Origin of the sequence: Streptomyces sp. NPDC002181, from assembly GCF_042890485.1 — a bacterium.
Taxonomy (GTDB): Bacteria; Actinomycetota; Actinomycetes; order Streptomycetales; family Streptomycetaceae; genus Streptomyces.
This window is the reverse complement of record NZ_JBIASC010000008.1, coordinates 42,065-60,189: the sequence shown is the minus strand read 5'-3', so window position 1 is coordinate 60,189 and position 18,125 is coordinate 42,065. Positions and strand designations below refer to the sequence as shown.

At 74.6% G+C, this 18,125-nt stretch carries 16 protein-coding genes; 6 read left to right on the top strand and 10 right to left on the bottom strand.

What is annotated here, in order from left to right; translation table 11 throughout:
• Positions 1-87: 87 nt before the first annotated feature.
• Both fxsBH and ACFYXV_RS20505 read right to left on the bottom strand, forming a co-directional pair.
• Positions 88-2,355 carry a radical SAM/SPASM protein FxsBH, inactivated beta-hydroxylase extension form gene (fxsBH, locus tag ACFYXV_RS20510; RefSeq protein ID WP_389383696.1) on the bottom strand — a complete coding sequence of 756 codons (2,268 nt, stop codon included), beginning with the start codon at positions 2,353-2,355 and terminating at the stop codon, positions 88-90.
• Between the two features lie 19 nt (positions 2,356-2,374).
• Positions 2,375-2,575, bottom strand: coding sequence for a hypothetical protein (locus tag ACFYXV_RS20505; protein WP_385469639.1), 201 nt, complete (start codon positions 2,573-2,575; stop codon positions 2,375-2,377).
• A gap of 102 nt (positions 2,576-2,677) precedes the next feature.
• Here ACFYXV_RS20505 and ACFYXV_RS20500 point away from each other — a divergent pair, with 102 nt between their 5' ends.
• Complete coding sequence (locus tag ACFYXV_RS20500; protein ID WP_385469641.1) at positions 2,678-3,538, top strand: alpha/beta fold hydrolase; 861 nt, start codon at positions 2,678-2,680, stop codon at positions 3,536-3,538.
• On the opposite strand, the gene ACFYXV_RS20495 is transcribed toward ACFYXV_RS20500, so the two are convergent.
• The 4 genes from ACFYXV_RS20495 to ACFYXV_RS20480 all read right to left on the bottom strand — a co-directional run bounded on the left by ACFYXV_RS20495 (position 3,471) and on the right by ACFYXV_RS20480 (position 7,706).
• Positions 3,471-4,286 (bottom strand): hypothetical protein, encoded by an 816-nt coding sequence (locus tag ACFYXV_RS20495; RefSeq protein ID WP_389383695.1) that lies wholly within the window; start codon positions 4,284-4,286, stop codon positions 3,471-3,473. The two genes, ACFYXV_RS20500 and ACFYXV_RS20495, sit on opposite strands and share 68 nt — an antisense overlap.
• 81 nt (positions 4,287-4,367) lie before the next feature.
• Positions 4,368-5,243, bottom strand: coding sequence for a S1 family peptidase (locus ACFYXV_RS20490; protein ID WP_123515180.1), 876 nt, complete (start codon positions 5,241-5,243; stop codon positions 4,368-4,370).
• 148 nt (positions 5,244-5,391) lie between these two features.
• Positions 5,392-6,267: a DUF1684 domain-containing protein gene (locus ACFYXV_RS20485; RefSeq protein ID WP_389383694.1), complete on the bottom strand. Its 876-nt coding sequence runs from the start codon at positions 6,265-6,267 to the stop codon at positions 5,392-5,394.
• Between the two features lie 95 nt (positions 6,268-6,362).
• Complete coding sequence (locus tag ACFYXV_RS20480) at positions 6,363-7,706, bottom strand: DUF5685 family protein (RefSeq protein WP_389383693.1); 1,344 nt, start codon at positions 7,704-7,706, stop codon at positions 6,363-6,365.
• A 282-nt stretch (positions 7,707-7,988) separates the two neighbouring features.
• Here ACFYXV_RS20480 and ACFYXV_RS20475 point away from each other — a divergent pair, with 282 nt between their 5' ends.
• Complete coding sequence (locus ACFYXV_RS20475) at positions 7,989-8,438, top strand: cell division protein SepF (protein WP_030161760.1); 450 nt, start codon at positions 7,989-7,991, stop codon at positions 8,436-8,438.
• 9 nt (positions 8,439-8,447) lie between these two features.
• Here the strand turns inward: ACFYXV_RS20475 and ACFYXV_RS20470 are convergent, their stop codons facing one another.
• Positions 8,448-9,617, bottom strand: coding sequence for an acyl-CoA dehydrogenase family protein (locus ACFYXV_RS20470; RefSeq protein WP_389383692.1), 1,170 nt, complete (start codon positions 9,615-9,617; stop codon positions 8,448-8,450).
• 33 nt (positions 9,618-9,650) lie between these two features.
• On the bottom strand, positions 9,651-11,357 hold the full coding sequence (locus ACFYXV_RS20465; protein WP_389383691.1) for an MFS transporter: 1,707 nt from the start codon (positions 11,355-11,357) through the stop codon (positions 9,651-9,653).
• Between the two features lie 293 nt (positions 11,358-11,650).
• Between ACFYXV_RS20465 and ACFYXV_RS20460 the strand changes: the two genes are divergently transcribed.
• Together ACFYXV_RS20460 and ACFYXV_RS20455 are read left to right on the top strand one after the other, a co-directional pair.
• Positions 11,651-12,772, top strand: coding sequence for a hypothetical protein (locus ACFYXV_RS20460; RefSeq protein WP_389383690.1), 1,122 nt, complete (start codon positions 11,651-11,653; stop codon positions 12,770-12,772).
• A gap of 269 nt (positions 12,773-13,041) precedes the next feature.
• Positions 13,042-14,151: a phosphatase PAP2 family protein gene (locus ACFYXV_RS20455; RefSeq protein ID WP_389383689.1), complete on the top strand. Its 1,110-nt coding sequence runs from the start codon at positions 13,042-13,044 to the stop codon at positions 14,149-14,151.
• 386 nt (positions 14,152-14,537) lie between these two features.
• Here ACFYXV_RS20455 and ACFYXV_RS20450 read toward each other — a convergent pair whose 3' ends face one another.
• Complete coding sequence (locus ACFYXV_RS20450; RefSeq protein ID WP_385477446.1) at positions 14,538-15,503, bottom strand: helix-turn-helix transcriptional regulator; 966 nt, start codon at positions 15,501-15,503, stop codon at positions 14,538-14,540.
• Positions 15,504-15,564: 61 nt separating this feature from the next.
• Positions 15,565-16,383, bottom strand: coding sequence for a transglycosylase family protein (locus ACFYXV_RS20445; protein ID WP_389383688.1), 819 nt, complete (start codon positions 16,381-16,383; stop codon positions 15,565-15,567).
• Between the two features lie 302 nt (positions 16,384-16,685).
• Between ACFYXV_RS20445 and ACFYXV_RS20440 the strand changes: the two genes are divergently transcribed.
• Positions 16,686-17,483, top strand: coding sequence for a hypothetical protein (locus tag ACFYXV_RS20440; RefSeq protein WP_385477441.1), 798 nt, complete (start codon positions 16,686-16,688; stop codon positions 17,481-17,483).
• Between the two features lie 219 nt (positions 17,484-17,702).
• Complete coding sequence (locus ACFYXV_RS20435; RefSeq protein WP_385474073.1) at positions 17,703-18,086, top strand: hypothetical protein; 384 nt, start codon at positions 17,703-17,705, stop codon at positions 18,084-18,086.
• Positions 18,087-18,125 lie beyond the last annotated feature (39 nt).

Genomic DNA, 18,125 nt, shown 5'->3' with positions numbered 1-18,125 from the left:
GGTGACGACGGCCCGCCCGGCGGCGCAGATCATGCCGAGCGGCAGCGGCCACGGCGGACAGCCGTCAGCGCCCGCCCGCCCGCACCCCTACGGTCCGGACTCCCGGCGCAGTGCCGCCACGACCGCCTTCCCGCTCACCGTCAGTTCCGCCGCCCCTTCGAGCCGGTCCAGGGCGCGCTCGACCCGGCCTGCGCCGCGGAACCCTCCTTCGGCCCGGTGGAACGCCTCCGCCGCGACCTCCGCGTGGGCGTCCGCCAGCAGCAGCGACACCGGCACCGGCTCCTCCCGCCACGGGGACGGGTGCAGCCACTCCCCGTCGTCGGCGTACAGGTCGGCCACCTCCGTCAGCTCCCGCAGCCGGGCCCGCCGGCGGCCGGTGAGCAGCGCGAGCGCGGTCTCCCGTACGCCCGCCCGGGCCGGCACGCCCAGCGCGCCGGGCCCGCGCCGCGCGCCCTCCCCCGCGGTGCCCGCCCCCTCCCCCGCGGCGCCCGTGCCCTCGAGCGGGGTCAGCGTGGTCAGCCCGGCCGCCGTCTCGTGCGCCGCCGCGGGCACCGTGCGGTGCAGCAGCTCCCAGGCCTCGGCCAGGCGGCGCCCCCAGCGCTCGGCCCCGGCCGCGGCCAGCCTCGGCGCGGGCGGCCGGGCGAAGCAGTCGCGGTCGGGATCCAGGTCCTCCAGGGCCGCGGAGAGCCCCTCCGCCCCCGCTCCGCCGGCCAGGGCCCGGACCGGCTTCCAGTGCGCAGCCTCCACCCCCGCGGTGAGGATCCGCGGTCCGCCGTCCTCCCACCGTACGGAGAACCCGTCACCGGTGGCCCGGACCTCGGCCCGCCCCCGGTCCCCGCACAGCAGCCCGAGGGTGGGCAGGTACAGCCCGCCGCCCCCGAGGACCACGGGCACGGGCAGCTCCAGCCGCCCCCGCACCACGGCGGCCGCGGCCAGCGCGGACAGCCTGTGCCCCGGCGCCACCCGCGGCGGCCCGCCCTGCCGTACGGCGGCCAGGGCGTCGAGCAGCCAGGTACGGGTGTACGGGTGGTCCAGTACGGCGTCGAGCGCGGCGGGCGCCCCGGCCTCGACGGCCGTGACCAGCTCCCAGGAGCGCAGCCAGTCCGCGTCACCGCGATCCTCCAGCTCGGCGTGGAGCCGGACCAGGAGCACCCGGGTCAGCTCCCGCTGGGAGGCGGCGAGCGCCTCCGGCCCGGTGGCCTCGGCGGCCACGGAGGCTCCGGCGGTGCGCTGCTCGACCCCCTCCACCAGCGCCTTCAGGTCGGTGCAGTAGACCGACGGATTGTCGAAGCCGTTCCGGGCTCGGTACCGGTGGGCGTAGAGGCCGCCGCCGCACGAGCGCACCACGGGGCAGGCGCGGCACTCGGGGCCGACGCCCGCGAGGCCCAGCTGCCGGGCCCGGATGCCGGGGTGGGCGGCCACCTCGTCGAAGGCGTGCCGGAAGACGTCGAAGCCGGTCGCGGCGGCCCCCTCGTGGGCCGTCTTGAGCGAGTCGGCCTGCTCCAGGGTGCCGTCGGTCTCGACGACGACCAGGTCGGTGGGGGTCAGGCCCAGGGACTCCGTCAGGCTCGGCCCGCCCCGCAGGGTGCTCAGCAGCGAGTCGAAGAGCCGTACGGGCACCGGCCGGCCCAGGCCGTCCCAGTGGTCGAAGAGCCGCAGCAGCCAGTGGGCGTAGGCGTCCGGGCGCCCGTACGGGCGGAGCGGGGGCGCCTCCCAGGTGGCGTGCGGCAGCAGGAAGTCGATCCGCGGCGGGGCGAGCGCGAGGAGCGCGTCGAGCACGGCCGCCGGGTCGTTGCGCACGTCGATCGTGCAGAGCAGCCCCTGGTAGAGGGGGCGGTGGCGGCCCTCGCGCAGGAGGCCGATCGCGTCGAGTACGCGGGAGTGGCTGCTGCGGCCGTTCGCGTACCGGCGGTGCCGGTCGTTGGCGGCCCGGTCCCCGTCGAGGGACACCCCGACGCCCACCCCGTACTCGGCGAACAGCGCGAGGAAGGACTCGTTCAGCCTCAGCCCGTTGGTGTGGATGCGCAGGTCGAGTTCGGCCACCCCGTCGAGGGCCCGGGTGAGCGCCTCGCAGAGCTTTCGCAGCCGGGCGGGGCCGGCCAGCAGCGGCTCGCCGCCGAGGAGGATGACGGTCGCCGACGGCAGTGCGTGGGTGCGCGCGTGCTCGGCGAGCCGCTCGGCGAAGCGTTCCACGACCGCCTCGGGGATCACCGCGGGGCGCCGGCGCCAACTCTGGTCGGCGTGCTCGTAGATGTAGCAGTGGTCGCACGCGAGATCGCATCTGGCGTGCACCTTGACCACGAACTCGCGGAACGGGACGAGGGCCGCTGCGGCGCCGGCCCCGGTGGGCTCCATCGCGGCGGGGGCGCCCCGCTCAGAGCGAGGAGTTGAAGGTGACCGTCCGCGCGGCGGCCGGGGAGACCGCGGCGGCCGGGCGGGCTGCGGCGGGCAGTACCCGGGCGATGCGCCGGTCGGCGTCCGCGCCGCGCACGGCGAGCGAAGCCAGTGACGGCCGGGCGCCGTGCTCCTCGTGCACCGGTGCGGCTGCGGGCTGCTGCTTCTGAACGGGCGTCACGGGTCCCCCTCCGGATCGTGGCTGTGCTTCCATCAGGACATCGGGAGCTGTCGGGACGAGACTAGGGACATTCACAGGCAGCCGGTAGACCGCGGAGGCGTGGTGCGCGTCGAGGTGAGGGCAGGGGACGGCCGCAGGCTCGTCGCCGAGGACTGGGGGGACCCGGGCGGACTGCCCGTCCTGCTGCACCACGGCACGCCGGGCTGCCGTCTGGGGGCCGCCCTGGCCGACATCACCGAGCGCTGTCCGGGCATCCGCTTCTTCGCCTACGACCGGCCCGGGTACGGGGACTCCGACCGCGCCCGGGGCCGTACGGTGGCCGACGCGGCCGCGGACTCCGCCGCCGTGGCGGACGCGCTGGGCGTGGACGCCTTCGCCGTCGTGGGGCGCTCGGGGGGCGGTCCGCACGCCCTCGCCTGCGCGGCGCTGCTCCCGGAGCGCGTGACCGGCACGGCGGCCCTGGTCAGCCTGGCGCCCTGGGGCGGGGCCGGGCTCGACTGGTTCGCCGGCATGAACGCCCACAACGCGGAGCACTACGCCCTGGCCGCCCACGACCCGGCAGCCCTGGAGCGGCGGCTCACCCCTCGGGCGGCGGCGATCAGCAGCGATCCGGGCAAGCTGCTGGAGGAGCTGCGGGAGCAGCTGTCCGAAGCCGATCTGCCGGTGCTGTCGGACCGCGCGGTGCACCGGGCCCTGATGGACAACTACCGCGAGGCGCTCCGCACGTCCGTGTACGGGTGGCTGGACGACAGCCTGGCCTTCTGCCGGCCGTGGGGCTTCGACCCCGGTTCCATCCGGGGCCGGGTCCTGTTGTGGCGGGGCGCCGAGGACTCCTTCTCCCCGCTGGGGCACTTCCGGTGGCTGGCCGGGCACATCGACCGGAGCACCGCCGTGCTCAAGCCGGGGGCCGGTCATTTCGCGGCTCAGTACGCGCAGCCGGAGGCCCTGGAGTGGCTGCTGTGACGGGCTGCGCCTCCTCGGCGGGGTGTTCCTCCTCGACGGGCGCGACGACCGCCTCGCGGGCGCCTTCGAGGCACTGGACGATCCGCTCGTGGGTGTCGCCGACGCTGTCGACGACCTGGATGCGCATGTAGAAGGCCCGGACCTCCTCGATGAACCGCTTCGAGAACACCCCCACCCCTACGGTCTCGTACGTGCCCGTGGCGACGAGCGGGTATCCCGCCCCCATCCCGACGAGGCGGAAGTCCACCGTGGCGCGCAGTCCGGCGGCGGTCAGCCGTTCGCCGACGCCGGTCAGGCTCGTCCACCCGTCGTCCTCGCCGGGCCGCCCGGCCGGGTCGCCGGCCAGGACCAGCCGGTAGTCCACGTGGTCCACCACGACGTTGTGCTGGCCGCCGTTGAGGACGCCGACGCTCCAGTCCTTGCCGGGCCCGGGCAGCCGGCCCGCCACGAACTCGGCCCGCCAGCCCAGTGCGGGCCGCACCGTACGGGCGTACTGGGCGCGGGCCAGCACGGCACCGGCCGCGACGGCCAGCAGGCTGGCGAGGGGTTCGGGGCTCATCAGCTGGAGGCGCCAGGGCCAGTCGCCGCGGGATGCCTCGGCCACGTTCCCCCGCACGATCTCCCAGACGAGTACGGCGCCGAGGAGGCAGAGCAGTACGAGGGGTGCGGTGAACAGCCAGCGGTTGCGCCGGATCCGCCGCTGCGCGTCGGGGGCGGTGCCGCCCCGCCCGGAAGGTGCACTGACCATGCGCGCTACCCCTTTTCCCCCGAAAGGCGAGCCCCCGCCCGGTAGTTGGGCGGGGGCTCATTGTGCCGCAGGGCGGACGGGTCAGTACACGCTCACGCCGTAGGCGTTCAGCGCCTCGACCGCGGGCTGGAAGAAGGTGGTTCCGCCCGAGGTGCAGTCGCCGCTGCCTCCCGAGGTCAGGCCGATGGCGCGGGTGCCGGAGTAGAGCGGGCCGCCGCTGTCGCCGGGCTCGGCGCAGACGTTGGTGCGGATCATGCCGTAGACGATGTCGCCGCCGCCGTAGTTGACGGTGGCGTTGAGTCCGGTCACCGAGCCGCCGTGGGTGCCGGTGGTGGAGCCGCGCCGGGTCACCGACATGCCGACGGTGGCGTTGGCGGCGCTGGTGATGTCCTGGCTGCCGACGGTGCCCGGCGGCACCGGCGAGCTGCTGGCGTACTTGATCAGGCCGTAGTCGTTGGTCGGGAAGCTGGATCCGACGGTGGAGCCGACGGTGGTGGTGTGCGAGGAGTTCGTCCACCAGGTGCCGGCGCCGTCGGTGCAGTGCCCGGCGGTCAGCACGTAGTACGTGTTCCCGCTGCGCACGTTGAAGCCGAGCGAGCAGCGCCAGCCCGAGGTGTAGATGGCGTCGCCGCCGGAGATCAGCTTGCGCAGTTTGCCGGGGGTGCGCTCGATGCGCAGGGCCGCGGCGTCGGCTCCGGCCTCGCTGCGGATCCTGGCGAGGTCCGCGGCGGTGACGGTGGAGTCGGCGGTGACCACGAGGGTTCCGCTGGCGGGGTCGGTGTACCAGGCGGTGCCGGCGACGTCGGCGCGCTGGACGGAGGCTCCGGCCGCGGCGAGCCGCGCCGCGCTGAAGCCGCTGTCCGCGCTCGCCGCGGTGGGGGCGGCGAGCCCGGCGACGGCCGCCAGGCCGGCGGCCACGGCGAGCAGCCGGGTACGGGTGATGCTCTTGATCCTCACTTCTCGTCCTCCCGGGAGGGATCGGGGGCCCGGCGGACAGTGGGGGGCGCCGGAGCCCGTGAGGCGCAGCCGGGGGTACGGCGGGCGCACTGGATTTCGTCGTGCCCCTGACAAGCCCCCGGAAGGCGCTGTCGGGAGTGTCTCGGCGTCAGATTCGGTCGGCAAGGGCATCTTTCAGCCTCCGCTCGCCCGCCGCGACCTCGAAGGGCAGGGTGTTCCCCGGTGGCGGGAACGGGCAGATGAAATGGTCCGCGAAGGCGCAGGGCGGCAGCACGGTCCGGTTGAAGTCCACGGTGATCGAGCCGTCCACCGGGTCCGGGATCCCGGGCTTCAGGAAGCGGAAGCGGTAGCTGGAGCTTCCTCCGGTGGCATCCCCGATCACGGCCCAGAGGCTGCCGTCGTCCTCGTCGACGGCGACCTGGAGGGTGTGTTCGGAGCCCCGGTACGCGAAGCGCAGCTCGCCGCCGAGGCCGAGCCCGCGCGCCCGCCCGTCGGCGTTCGCCACCTGGACGGTCCGGTCCCCGCCGTACGGGCGGAAGCGCCCCGGCAGCACGAAGTCCGGGTCGTACGGGGTGGCCTCGATGCCGGCGAAGGCCCGGCGGGCCGCGGATCCGGGGTCGAAGACCCGGACCGCCCACTCCCCCTCGCGCCGGATCACGGTGATCCGGAGGTCCCGGGCGGCGGCGACCCGGGAGCGCGCGGGCGGGGCCTCGTCGGCGGCGAGCACGGCGTCACCCGTGAGGGGTTCGCCGTCGAGGCTGAGGCCGTCCTCGGGGGCGGCGCGCAGCGCCACCCCGCCCTCGGTGGCCCGCCAACGCCCCGGAACGGCCGGAATTCGACCTTCCGGGTAGTCGGAGAGCCAGTGGGTGCCGATGAGGGACAGGGGGCCGTAGGGAGCGGACACGGAAGCCACCCGGTGCTCGTGCCACGTCCGCCAGGCGGCCTTCGGATCGTCCGCTTCATCCGGGTCGTCCGCGTCATCCGGGTCGTCAGCGTCATCTGCGTCATCTGCGTCATCGCTCATGCCGCTCACCCCTTCCACACGGGCCCGGACGGGAATCTTCCTGTACGCCGTCCGGCCCCGTGGGGATCTGACGGGCCCTCAAGCCCGTGCGGCTCTCAGCAGTCGCAGCCGCAGCCGTCGCAGCAGCACCCGTCGCAGTTGCAGCAGTCGCAGCAGCCGCTGCAGTCCGGGCAGCCGTTGCCGCAGTCGCAGGCCTCGCACCACGCGTCCCGCTTCTTGCGGGACCAGGGGCCCTCGTGGTCGGTGCAACACAGCTGGCAGGTGCAGAACAGCCCGATGGAGACCGCGCAGCCGGCGAGCAGCCCGCGGCGCGGCTTCTGCGGGGGCGGCCCGCCGCCGGGGCCCCCGGGCGGGCCGGGGATCCAGGGCCCGCCGGGCCCGCCCGCGCCGCCACCGCCGTACGGGCTCCCCCCGTGACCGCCGTGACCGCCCTGGCCGCCGTACGGGGCGCCCCCGTACGGGCCGCTGCCGTACGGGCCCGCCTGGCCCGGTCCGTAGCCCTGCGGCGGCGCCCCGTGGCCGCCCTGCCCCGCCGCGTTCATCTCCGCGGGCCCGCCCGCGATCCCGCCCGCGTGTCCGCAGGCGCCGACCCCGAACGCCCGGTCCACCGAGGTCTTCAGCTCGTGCACGAGCAGCCGGTGGGCCAGCCCGGCGTCCGTGAACTCGACCTCGCGCAGCGCCAGCCGGATGCCGTGCAGGGCGTCGTCGGCCAGCCGCCGCGCCTCGGCGAGCGGGGTCCCGGTGGCCGTGAGCGGGTTCCAGGCGCCTGCGGCGGCGTCCGCGGCCTGGTCCTCGACCGCGTCCAGCAGGTGCGCGAGCCGCCCGAAGTAGCGGCCCGCCTCGGCGAGCGCGGGAGCGTTGCCTGGCCGTCCCGCCAGCTGCGCGGTATGGGCGAAGGCGGCGGCGGTCGCGGTCTCCGTGGGCTCGGTCACCACGAGCACCGGCGTGCCGGGCCCGGCGAGCGCCTCGACGCCCTCCTGCCGGTCCACGGCGTCGACGAGGACGGCCGTGTCGAAGCCGATCCGGGCCCCGGCGCGGGCGCCGGCCCGGTCCCAGCCGCGGGCCACCTTGCGCGCGGCGGCGGCGATCGGCGCGCGGGCCAACAGCCCGTCCCGGTCCGCCACGTGGTCCCGTACCTTCGCCGAGGCGAGGACGAGCGAGACTGCGGCCGCGAGCCGGGCACCCTCGCCCTCGGCCACCGCCGCGGTCCGCATCCCCCGCAGCGGGCAGGGGCCCGCCTTGCGGCGCGAGCCGGGCGCGGGTCCGGACTGAGCCTCCGTCAGAACGGAGACCAGCAACCCGTCGTAGTTCGTGACGATCCGTGCGAACTGTCCGTGGTCCTTGCGAAGTGCCAGGCAGAGCCCGCAGAGATGCGCCATCCACTCGGTCTTGAAGCGCTCCCCCAGCCGGTGCGTGCAGGGTCTGACGATGCCGAACAAACCGGTCCCCCGTGTGTCATACGCGTGCGTGATGCGCATCGTATCGAGCGGGATCGTTCACCCGTACGCCTGTGTGGGTCACCCACACGGCAGCAGCGGTCGTATTTTCACTCAGTCAGCAGCGGTAGCCGCCAGGAGGCTTGACGGTGCAACGGATGTTCTGCACCAGTACCGTCACGAAACCCCTGCGCGGCGGCTATCCACTTGGCGCGTTGTCAGCATCATGGACGACCATAGGGGCAGCGGAGAGAAGACGACTGACCGCGGTGAAAGGAGGCGACCATGGGTTCGGTACGCAAGGCGAGTGCCTGGTTGGGTCTCGTGGAGGACAGCGACGACGAGCGTTACTACGACGACGACTACGCGGAGGCCGCTCAGGGTTCCGTCTCGGGCCCGGGCGACCAGTGGGTCACCGACCCCCGTGTCAAGGTCGCGTCCGAGTCGGCCGTCGAGCAGGGCCGGCGGATCGCGACGGTCACCCCGGACGGATTCCGTGACGCCCGCGGCATCGGCGAGCTGTTCCGCGAGGGCGTCCCGGTGATCGTGAACCTGTCGTCCATGGACCCGGCCGACGCCAAGCGCGTGGTCGACTTCGCGGCCGGCCTGACCTTCGGCCTGCGCGGCTCGATCGAGCGGGTGGCGACCAGGGTCTTCCTGCTGACCCCGGCCGACACCCAGATCGTGAGCGGCGAGCCCGCCGGCCGCTCGCGCGACTTCTTCAACCAGAGCTGAGCGGGGCTCTCACCGGAAGGCGTCGAGCCCGGTGAGCGCCTTGCCCAGCACCAACTGGTGCATCTCGACGGTGCCCTCGTAGGTGAGCACCGATTCGAGGTTCGTGGCGTGCCGCATGACGGGGTATTCGAGCGAGATCCCGTTGGCACCGAGGATGGTCCGCGCGGTGCGGCAGATGTCGATGGCCTCGCGGACGTTGTTGAGCTTGCCGAAACTGATCTGCTCCGGCCGCAGGGTGCCCGCGTCCATGCGCCGGCCCAGGTGGTGGGCGAGCAGGATGCCCTTGTGGAGTTCCAGCGCCATGTCCGCCAACTTGCCCTGGGTGAGCTGGAAGCCGCCGATGGGCCTGCCGAACTGCTCGCGCGTCTTCGCGTAGCCGAGCGCGGCCTCGAAGCTGGCGCGCGCCGCGCCCATGGCCCCCCAGACGATCCCGTACCGCGCGTGGCTGAGGCAGCCCAGCGGCCCCTTGAGCCCGGTGACCCCGGGAAGCACCGCGTCCGCGGGCAGCCGTACGTCGTCCATGACCAGCTCGCTGGTCACCGACGCCCGGAGCGACCACTTGTGCTTGATCTCCGGCGCGGAGAACCCGGCCGAGTCGGTGGGGACGGCGAAGCCGCGGATCCCCTCGTCGGTCTGCGCCCACACCACGGCCACGGCCGCGACGCTGCCGTTGGTGATCCACATCTTGCGCCCGTTGAGGACCCAGTCGGTGCCGTCGCGCTTCGCGTACGTGCGCATGGCGGCCGGGTCGGAGCCGACGTCGGGCTCGGTCAGCCCGAAGCAGCCGATGAGCTCGCCGGCGGCCATGCCGGGGAGCCAGCGCTGCTTCTGCTCCTCGGAGCCGTACTTCCAGATCGCGTACATCGCGAGCGAGCCCTGTACCGACACGAGGGACCGGATCCCGGAGTCGGCGGCTTCCAGTTCCAGGCAGGCGAGCCCGTACTGCACGGCGGAGGCCCCGGCGCAGCCGTACCCCTCCAGCGACATGCCGAGCGCCCCGAGCGCCCCGAGCTCCCTGGCCAGCTCCCGGATCCCGGGCAGCTCGCCGCTCTCGTACCACCCGGCGATGTGCGGCAGCACGCGGTCGGCGGCCCAGCCGCGCACGGTGTCGCGGACGGCGAGGTCCTCGGGCGAGAGGAGCTCGTCGATCCCGAGCGGATCGGTGGGTACGAAGGGCACGGCGCCTCCTGGTGCGGACCGGCGATACGAAACCTAGCGCTGCAAGTTTGTCGGCGCGACGGCCCGCGGTCCACCCCCGCCCGCCCGCGCGGCGGGAAGGCGGACCGGATCGCCACCGGCGTCGTGCTCCGTGGCCTCGCGCTCGGCGGCGTCCTGCCCCGCGGCATCGCACTCGGCGGCGTCGCGCTCGGCGGCGTCCGGACACTCCATCACCCGCGGCAGCTTCAGCGCCATCACGGCCCCCGCCAGCAGCAGCCCGGCGCTGACCACCAGCGTCACGTGCAGCCCGTGGACGAACGAATGCCGCGCCGCCGCGTAGAGCGACTGCCCCGCCGCACCCCCGAGCGCCCCCGCGATCTGGTACGCCTGGCCCAGCGAGTTCGCGGCCCCCGCCGCGTCCGACGCCGATACCCCCGGCACGTGCGTCAGCCCCGGCGCGTAGGCCGCGTTCATGACGCTGCCGAGCAGGGCGATGCCCATCCCCGCGCCCAGCTGGTACGAGGTCTCGCCTATGGAGGCCGCCCCGCCGGCCGTCGCCGCCGGAGCCTCGCTCAGCATCGACTCGTACGCCGCGAACAGCGTGGTCTGGAGCCCGAAGCCGAGCAGGATGAACCCGGCCGTGAGCAGCACCGGCCGGTCCTGCTGCCCCATGAAGGTCAGCAGCAGCACGGCGAACGCCGTCAGCACGAAGCCCAGCGACACCATCGTCCGTGGCCCGACCCGGGCCAGCGTGTACGACCCCGTGGCTCCGGCCGCCATGGCGGCGAAGGTCAGCGGCAGCAGCCGCAGCCCCGTCTCCAGCGGGCTGAGGTGCAGCACCAGCTGGAGGTACTGGACCGCGATCAGCTCCAGCCCGACCAGCGCCAGCATGGCGAGCACGATGCAGCCGACGGAGGTGGAGAACGCGGCCCGCGAGAACATCCGCATGTCGATCAGCGGGTGCGTGCGCCGCTTCTGACGCCGTACGAAGAAGATCAGCAGCGCCACGCCCACCAGCAGCGGCACCAGCGCCTCGGCGTCGAGGAGCCGGCGCTCCGCTCCGATCCGCTTGACCCCGAGCACGAAGCCCAGCACGCCCGCGGCGGCCATGAGCGCGCCCACCACGTCCCAGGGCCCGTCGGCGGCCCCGCGCGATTCCGGCAGCAGCCAGCGCCCGAGCGGCAGGATCAGTGCCATGAGGGGGATGTTGATGAGGAAGACCGATCCCCACCAGAAGTGCTGGACGAGGAAGCCTCCGAGTACCGGTCCGCTGGCCGCGCCGACGGCGGCGACGGCGGTCCAGATGCCGATGGCGAGGGCCCTCTCGCGCCGGTCGGGGAAGACCTGCCGCAGGATCGAGAGGGTGGCGGGCATGATCATCGCGCCGCCGACGCCGAGCAGGGCGCGGGCGGCGATCAGGACCTGGGCGTTGTCGGCCAGGGCGGCCAGCGCCGAGGCCGCGCCGAAGAGCCCGTAGCCGAGGAGGAGTATGCGGCGGCGGCCGACGCGGTCACCGAGGGTCCCGAAGAGGATCAGCAGTGCGGCGCAGACCAGCGGGTAGGCGTCGACGATCCACAGGAGTTCGACCGCGCCGGGGCGCAGGTCCTCGGTGACGGAGGGGACGGCGACGTGCAGGATCGTCGCGTCGAGCGCGACGAGGACCAGGCTGACGCAGAGGACCGCGAGGACGAGCCAGCGGTTGGCCCCGCCGGAGGCGGCTCGCAGCCGCTGCCGGAAGGAGGCCGCGTTCGTCCCCGACATGCATGTACCTCCCAGATGATCGCTCGCACTCGGCGGACCAGCGTTTGCGGAGCCACGGGGGTGGGGCACTGTGCGGCGTCCTACGGGGTCCGGCATCGACACGCGAGTGAAGCGTCAGCGTACGCGAGTTCGTGTGTCCGACACGTGGCCAAGCTCTCACCGCGGCGGGGACCGCGGTGTGGTGTGCGCCACTCGCCTCACCCCGCCCTCCCCCTCTTTCCCTCCCCCGCGTACACGCGCGGTCACGACCCGTGGTTCTGCGCCGACGGCACCCGCGTGCGCCACCGATAATCATGCCCGTGAAAGATCTTGGATTTCGCCGGGCCGCGCCCGCCCTGGCCGTCTTCGCGGCGGTCCGGCTGCTCGGGCTGGCCGTGCTCGCGCTCTGGTGCGCGGCCGCCGGCAGCAGTCCGCACACGCTGCTGTCGGCGCGCTGGGACTCGCTCTGGTACGCCCGCATCGCCGCCGAGGGGTACGGGTACGAGGTGCTCCTCCCCAACGGGGACGTGCACTCGAACCTGGCCTTCTTCCCGCTGCTGCCCTGGCTGGAGCGGCTGGTCGCGGCTCCGACGGGGCTCGGTCACGGTTCGGCGGGACTGGTGGTCTCGGTGGTGGCCGGCCTCGCGGCCGCCTGGGGGATCTTCGCCGTCGCGGACCTCCTGCACGACCGCCGTGCCGGGATCTTCGCCGCCGGGGTCTGGGCCGCGCTGCCCGTCGGGATCGTGCAGTCGATGGCGTACAGCGAGTCGCTGTTCACGGCGCTGGCCGCCTGGTCCCTGTACGGGGCGCTGCGCGGCCGGTGGCCGGCGGCCGGCCTGCTCGCGGCCGGGGCCGGGCTGACCCGCCCGGTCGGCGCCGCGGTGGTGGCGGCGGTCTGGGTGGCGGCCGCCCTGGCGTGGCGGCGCGGGGAACGGTCCTGGCGGATGGCGGCGGGGGTGGCGCTGGCCCCGCTGGGCGCGGCCGCGTACGTGCTGTGGGTCGGGGCGCGCACCGGTGGCGGGCTGCTCGGCTACCTGGACGTGCAGGCCGGCTGGGGCAACGGCTTCGACGGGGGCCTGGCGTTCGCCCGCTTCATCGGGGCGAGGCTGGCCTCCTCCCCCGCCGGCGCACTGGCCGGGGTCGGGCTGATCGCGGGGGTCGCGCTGGTGCTGTGGCTGTACGGGCTGTGCGTACGGCAGCGCCAGCCGGCCGCGCTCCTCGTCTACTGCGGGATCGTCGTGGCGCTGGCGCTGTGCGCGTCGGGGTACTTCGGCTCCAAGCCGCGGCTGCTGCTCCCGGCGTTCCCGCTGCTGCTGCCGCCGGCGGTGGGGCTGGCCCGGTGGCGGACCGGGCGGGCGGCCGCGGTGCTGGGCGCGGTGGCGCTGGCGTCGGCGGTGTACGGGGCCTTCTGGCTGAACGGCTCGGGGCCGCCGTAGGAGGTGCCTCGCCGAGCGGGCCGGGCCCCTGGAGGCCTCGCAACGGAATGGATCATTCCGATCCATCTTTCAGCAAAGTAATTGAGCTGCGGTGATAAAGCGCGGCTAAGCATGCGAAAGAATGGCCAGGACAATGGATCAAGACACCTCCAACTAATGCCCGAATGCCAGGAATTAAGCCCCGCGTGAGACCAACTCCACATCACATGGTCATCACAAAGCCCGTGATTCGACCGGGCCGCCCAGCGGCGCGCGGTAACGTCGATTGAGTGCGTACCGACCAAATCCTGACCCGTCCGGAGCGGGTGTTCGCCCGGCTGGACCGGGAACCAGAGCGACCGGCTCATCTGCAAACACCGCAGATGAGCCGGCACCGCGTCGTGCTCCTCGGATCGACCCTCGCGTTCTACCTCGCGATCGTGGTGGCCGTCCTGACCACGTCCTGGCTCGTCCGCCTGGACTGGCAGGTCATGTTCTTCCGCCCCTACGAGCAGTGGCCGCAGCTGCACGCCTTCCTCGACTACCTCGTGGTCCTGGGCCAGCGCGGGCCCACCGCGGTCATGGTCGCCGCATGGCTCGGCTGGCGCTCCTGGCGCCAGCACACCCTCCGCCCGCTGATCACCCTCGGCGTGGCGCTGCTCCTGCTCAACATCACCGTCGGCGCCGTCAAGCTCGGCCTCGGCCGGCTCGGCCCGCACTACGCCACGCAGATCGGCTCCGCCGAACTCTTCGCCGGCGGCGATATATTTCCTTCCGGCCACACCGCCAATGCCGTCGTGACCTGGGGGATCCTGGCCTACCTGGCCTCCACCACGGTCACCCGGCGGGTGCTGTCCGTGGTGTCCGCCACCGTCTCGCTGAGCGTCGGCGCCACCACCGTGTACCTCGGCACCCACTGGGTGAGCGACGTGCTGCTCGGCTGGTCCGCAGGTCTGCTGATCATGCTGGCGCTGCCCTGGTTCGAGCCTCTGATCGCCGGCGTCGAGGCCCGGGTCTTCGCGCTCCGGGAGCGGGTGCGCCGTCGCCTGGAGACGGGAACCGTGCCCGTCCCGGTCGCCACGATGCTCACCCCGCTGCTCTCCGCGGGCGGCAAGTGGCAGCTCCGGCTCGCCGACGAGGCCCCCACGACCGCCACCGCCGCCGGCGGCCCCGCCGGCGCGCGGGAACCCGTCGCCGCGGCCGTCCCGGTGAGCGCGCAGGCCGCCGCCGCGAGCCCGGGGCACGCCCCGGCGCCCCGGCCCGCCGCGCACGTCTCCGGCCGGCCGCACCTGATCCGGTCCGAGCGGACCCCGGTCACGCCGGCCGGCAGCCGCCGCCCGGCCCACACCGAGCGGCCCGCGGCGGGCCGGGCCGCGGCCCGGCCGGCCACCGGCGGCTGACTCCCCGTACGGGGACGCGGCGGGCCGTACGAGAGCACCGCGGGGCGGTACGCACCACCTCACCCCGCACCACCGAGGCGGGCCGGGTCATCACCCGGCCCGCCTCGGCCATTTCGGTGATCTCCCTCGCGCGCCCGGGCGGAACGTCAGCGCAGCGCCCGGAGGTTCGTCCGTACCGGGTCACGCTTGGGTCACGGAATGTCGACAGTTCTTTGACGGGCCCCGCTTCATCCGCGCCGCCGTGAAAACGGCCGCGCGCCATTCTTTTTCCGGCCCGCGACAAGGCGCGCACACATCCCGTTCCGCATTCCTTCCGGGCCCCCCGGAATTCATCCGGGGATTGCGGTGACCCTCCCGGCACGGCGGGTCAACCCCCCTCGGTTTCCTTACATCTTCTCCACGGCCCGCCCGAGAAGGTCCCGGGCGGCTCTGATCCGGTCCGCCAGCTCCGGCGGCTCCACCACCTCGAACTCACAGCCGAGCAGCATCACGTGAATGACGAGGACGTCGAAGCTCACGGCGCCCGTCCGCAGCAGACAGCTCTCGGCGTCGAGCGGCTCCAGGGCCCCCTGGCTGGGGCCCACGATGGCGGCCGCCGCCTCCGCCGGCACCTTCAGCCGCAGCACCGCCCGGGCCGCGTACACACCCTGCGACACGCCGCGCGACACGTACGCGGCGAGGTCCTCGGCGGGCCCGGGACGCGGGGTGAACCGCGGCCCGTGCGGCGGTCTGGGCTCGATCCGGTCGGCGCGGAAGGTCCGCCAGTCCTCCCGGTCCAGATCCCAGGCGACCAGGTACCAGCGCCGCTCGGTGCACACCAGCCGGTGCGGCTCCACCACCCGGCGGCTGACACCGCCCGCGTGGTCCCGGTAGTCGAAGCGCAGCCGCTCGGCGTCCCGGCACGCGGCGGCGAGCTCGGTCAGGACGGAGGGATCGACGGTGGCCCGCCCCGGACCGCGCAGCATCGGCACGGTGAACTCGTTGAGTGCCGACACCCGCCGCCGCAGCCGCCCCGGCAGGACCTGCTCCAGCTTGGCGAGCGCCCGTACGGAGGCCTCCCCGATCCCCTCGACCCCGTTCCCGGCGGCCGTCCGCAGGCCCACCGCCACCGCGACGGCCTCGTCGTCGTCGAGCAGCAGCGGCGGCAGCTCGGCCCCGGCGCCCAGCTGGTAGCCGCCGCCGGTGCCCGGGCTGGCGTTCACCGGGTAGCCGAGCTCCCGGAGCCGGTCCACGTCCCGCCGCACCGTCCTCGGGGTCACACCGAGGCGCTCCGCGAGATCGGGGCCGGTCCATTCGCGGTGGGCCTGCAACAGGGACAACAGGCGCAGCAGTCGTGCGGAGGTCTCCAGCATGCCGAGCAGTCTGCCGGTACCCCGGCCCGGGTCCGAATCGCCCGGGCGGGCCGAGGCCCCGTCAGGGGGCGGGCACGGCCGCGGTGGCCGGCGCACGGGCCGGGACCGGGGGGCTCGCCGCCGGCTCGGCGGCCACCGGCACCGGCTTCGGCACCGGGACCGGCACCGGCTTCGGGACGGGCGTCGTGACCGGGACCGGCGTCGTGACCGGGACCGGCGTCGTGACCGGGACCGGCGTCGTGACCGGGACCGGCGCGGGAGGTGCCGGCGGACTCGACTGCGTCGACGGCGGCAGGGCCAGCAGCGTGCCGACCACCAGCGCCTGCGGCTTCGGGCCGATCACCGTCCGGTTCGCCTCGTACAGGGCCTGCCGGCCGCCCTTCACCCCGTACCGCCGGGCGATCTTCTCCAGGGTGTCCCCGGCCCGCACCGCGTGCATGCGCCCCGCCAGCCCGTACCGCTTCGAGCACACCGGCCACGCGTCCCACCCCTGGAAGCCCACCACGTCCTCGGCCACCCGGATCTGCTGCTCCCGGCTGGCCAGATCGGCCCGGGCCGCGAACGCCGTCCCCCCGTACTCCTCCCACGTCGGCTGCCAGAACTGCAGGCCCCCGTAGAACCCGTTGCCGGTGTTGACGGCCCAGCGCCCGCTGCTCTCGCAGTCGGCCACGCAGTCCCAGGGCCACTGCCCGCCCGGCCCGCAGTCCCCCGGGCCGGTCCCGATGATCCCGGGCGAGCCGGGGTGGGCCGCCCCCGCGGGCCCGGGCGCGGGCGGCGGCGGGGCCGCGCCGGCCCCCGCCGGGAGTACGAGGACGAGGGCCAGCGCGGCAGCTGCGGCGGCGGCAGCCGGGGCGGTCCGCCGGATCCGGAGGTCGGGCATCGCGTCACGCTACGCAGCACCGCGGCCCCCTCCCGGGCTTGCCACGCGGCCCGTGCCGCGGCCCACCCGGTCGGCGCAGCCGCCGCCCCCGTCGGAAACGGCCAGTACCGACCACCAACTGCGCGCATGCGGAAAAGAGTTGGCATGAAAACAAAGCTCCGGTCCGACCGTTCACCCCTCCGGGGGCCCGGTTCGATTCCGTTCCCTCCAACGGCGTGACCCCGGCCGCCGCCGCGCCGTTGAGCCCGGCGAGCCGGGAACCGCCCGGCCGCCCCCGCTCGCCCAATCCGAGGAGCCAGCCCGTGCCCCGCATGCTCGACGTCAGTGATGAGGTACGTGCCGAGATCGGTGACGAAGAAGCCGAGAGGCTGCTCACCGGCGACGACGCACCGCGCAGCTACGACTGCACCTCCTGCCGCACCCCCGGGGACCCCGAGACCGACCGCACCAGCACGGTGCTGTTCGTCGGCGAGGAGACCGCCGTCCTCGCCTTCGCCCACGCCGGCTGCATCCCCTCCCAGGTGGTCAACGTCTCCGAGGAGCAGCTCCAGGGGGCGGTCCGCAGCATCACCGGCGACGGCCCCGCCGGCGGCGACGCCCCGCAGAACGTGCCCGGCGGCCAGGCCGTCCTCGGCATCACCAGCGGCCTGGTCCTGATCGGCGGCGAGCTGCACCCCGCCCTCGTGGTCGAGCCGACCGCGCCGATCGCCCGCCCCGGCACCGCCGGCCCCGGCGACGACTTCCTGCCGCTCCTCATCGAGCAGGGGTTCATCCCGGTCACCGACACCGCCGAACTGCCCTCCCCGCTGGCCGGCTGGTCCGTGCTGCTCGCCGCCGGCCAGCTGCACGCCGTGCTCCAGCCCGGCGTCGAGGGCGGCGGCCAGGTCGCCTGGTGGCAGGCGCACCAGGCGCTGTCGGTCACGGACGGCTGGCGCGCCGCCGTCAACAAGACCCAGCGCGTGCTCATCTACGCCGCCCCGGTCGGCTCCATCGGCCAGCAGCCCCGCGAGGACCTGCTCCGCGACGCGCTGGACAAGGCCGCCGCCGGCGGCAAGCTCGTGGCGGCCTCGATGCCGCTGGCGGGCACCGCGGGCGCCTGAGCCCCCCGCCCCGGCAGGGGAGCCCGGAACGGCCGCGCCGCCCCTCGGCCAGGGGCGGCGCGGTAAGCGCGCCGGGGGTACGCGGTCCATCCCGCGCACCCCCGGCGATCTGCGTTTTTCTGCTTCCGCCCGCATCCGCAGGGCCCCGGGTTCGTTGGCTGATACGTGCATTCATACGACCCCTCCCGCGCCCCTGCCCACGCGAGCAGCGTCTCCCCGATGCGCCCCGCCGTCTCGCACACCCCGATCTACGACGCGCTCTACTCGGAGTACCTGCGGGCCTTCCGGGCCCTGCCGGGCGACCGCACGGGCGAGGAGGACCTCGGGTTCACGGCGTTCTCGTACGGGGGCTCGCACGCGGGCGCCGTCACCGCGTACGGGGGCGGCTCGTACGGGAGCGGCTGGAACGGTTCGGCATGGCAGACGGACCCGTGGCCGGCCGCGTACGCCCCCGCGCCGCAGCCCTCGTACGCGTACGCCGGGTCCGCGACCGGCGGCGAGAACCCGGGCACCGGCTCCGCTTATGCCAACGGGCGGCAGCACCACACCGGGATGCAGCACATCCCGGCGGCCCTGCCGCCCGCTCCGCGCCGGGGCTACTGACCCCGGACCGGCGAACCCCCCGTTGCCGGTTCTCCCGCT

What these genes read in the sequence shown, in the direction of transcription:
- ACFYXV_RS20460 (WP_389383690.1), top strand. Translation starts at nt 11,651, where the DNA reads ATGCCCGTGAAAGATCTTGGATTTCGCCGGGCCGCGCCCGCCCTGGCC.
- ACFYXV_RS20495 (WP_389383695.1), bottom strand. Translation starts at nt 4,286, where the DNA reads ATGGTCAGTGCACCTTCCGGGCGGGGCGGCACCGCCCCCGACGCGCAG.
- fxsBH (WP_389383696.1), bottom strand. Translation starts at nt 2,355, where the DNA reads ATGGAGCCCACCGGGGCCGGCGCCGCAGCGGCCCTCGTCCCGTTCCGC.
- ACFYXV_RS20465 (WP_389383691.1), bottom strand. Translation starts at nt 11,357, where the DNA reads ATGTCGGGGACGAACGCGGCCTCCTTCCGGCAGCGGCTGCGAGCCGCC.
- ACFYXV_RS20475 (WP_030161760.1), top strand. Translation starts at nt 7,989, where the DNA reads ATGGGTTCGGTACGCAAGGCGAGTGCCTGGTTGGGTCTCGTGGAGGAC.
- ACFYXV_RS20450 (WP_385477446.1), bottom strand. Translation starts at nt 15,503, where the DNA reads ATGCTGGAGACCTCCGCACGACTGCTGCGCCTGTTGTCCCTGTTGCAG.
- ACFYXV_RS20445 (WP_389383688.1), bottom strand. Translation starts at nt 16,383, where the DNA reads ATGCCCGACCTCCGGATCCGGCGGACCGCCCCGGCTGCCGCCGCCGCA.
- ACFYXV_RS20435 (WP_385474073.1), top strand. Translation starts at nt 17,703, where the DNA reads ATGCGCCCCGCCGTCTCGCACACCCCGATCTACGACGCGCTCTACTCG.
- ACFYXV_RS20485 (WP_389383694.1), bottom strand. Translation starts at nt 6,267, where the DNA reads ATGAGCGATGACGCAGATGACGCAGATGACGCTGACGACCCGGATGAC.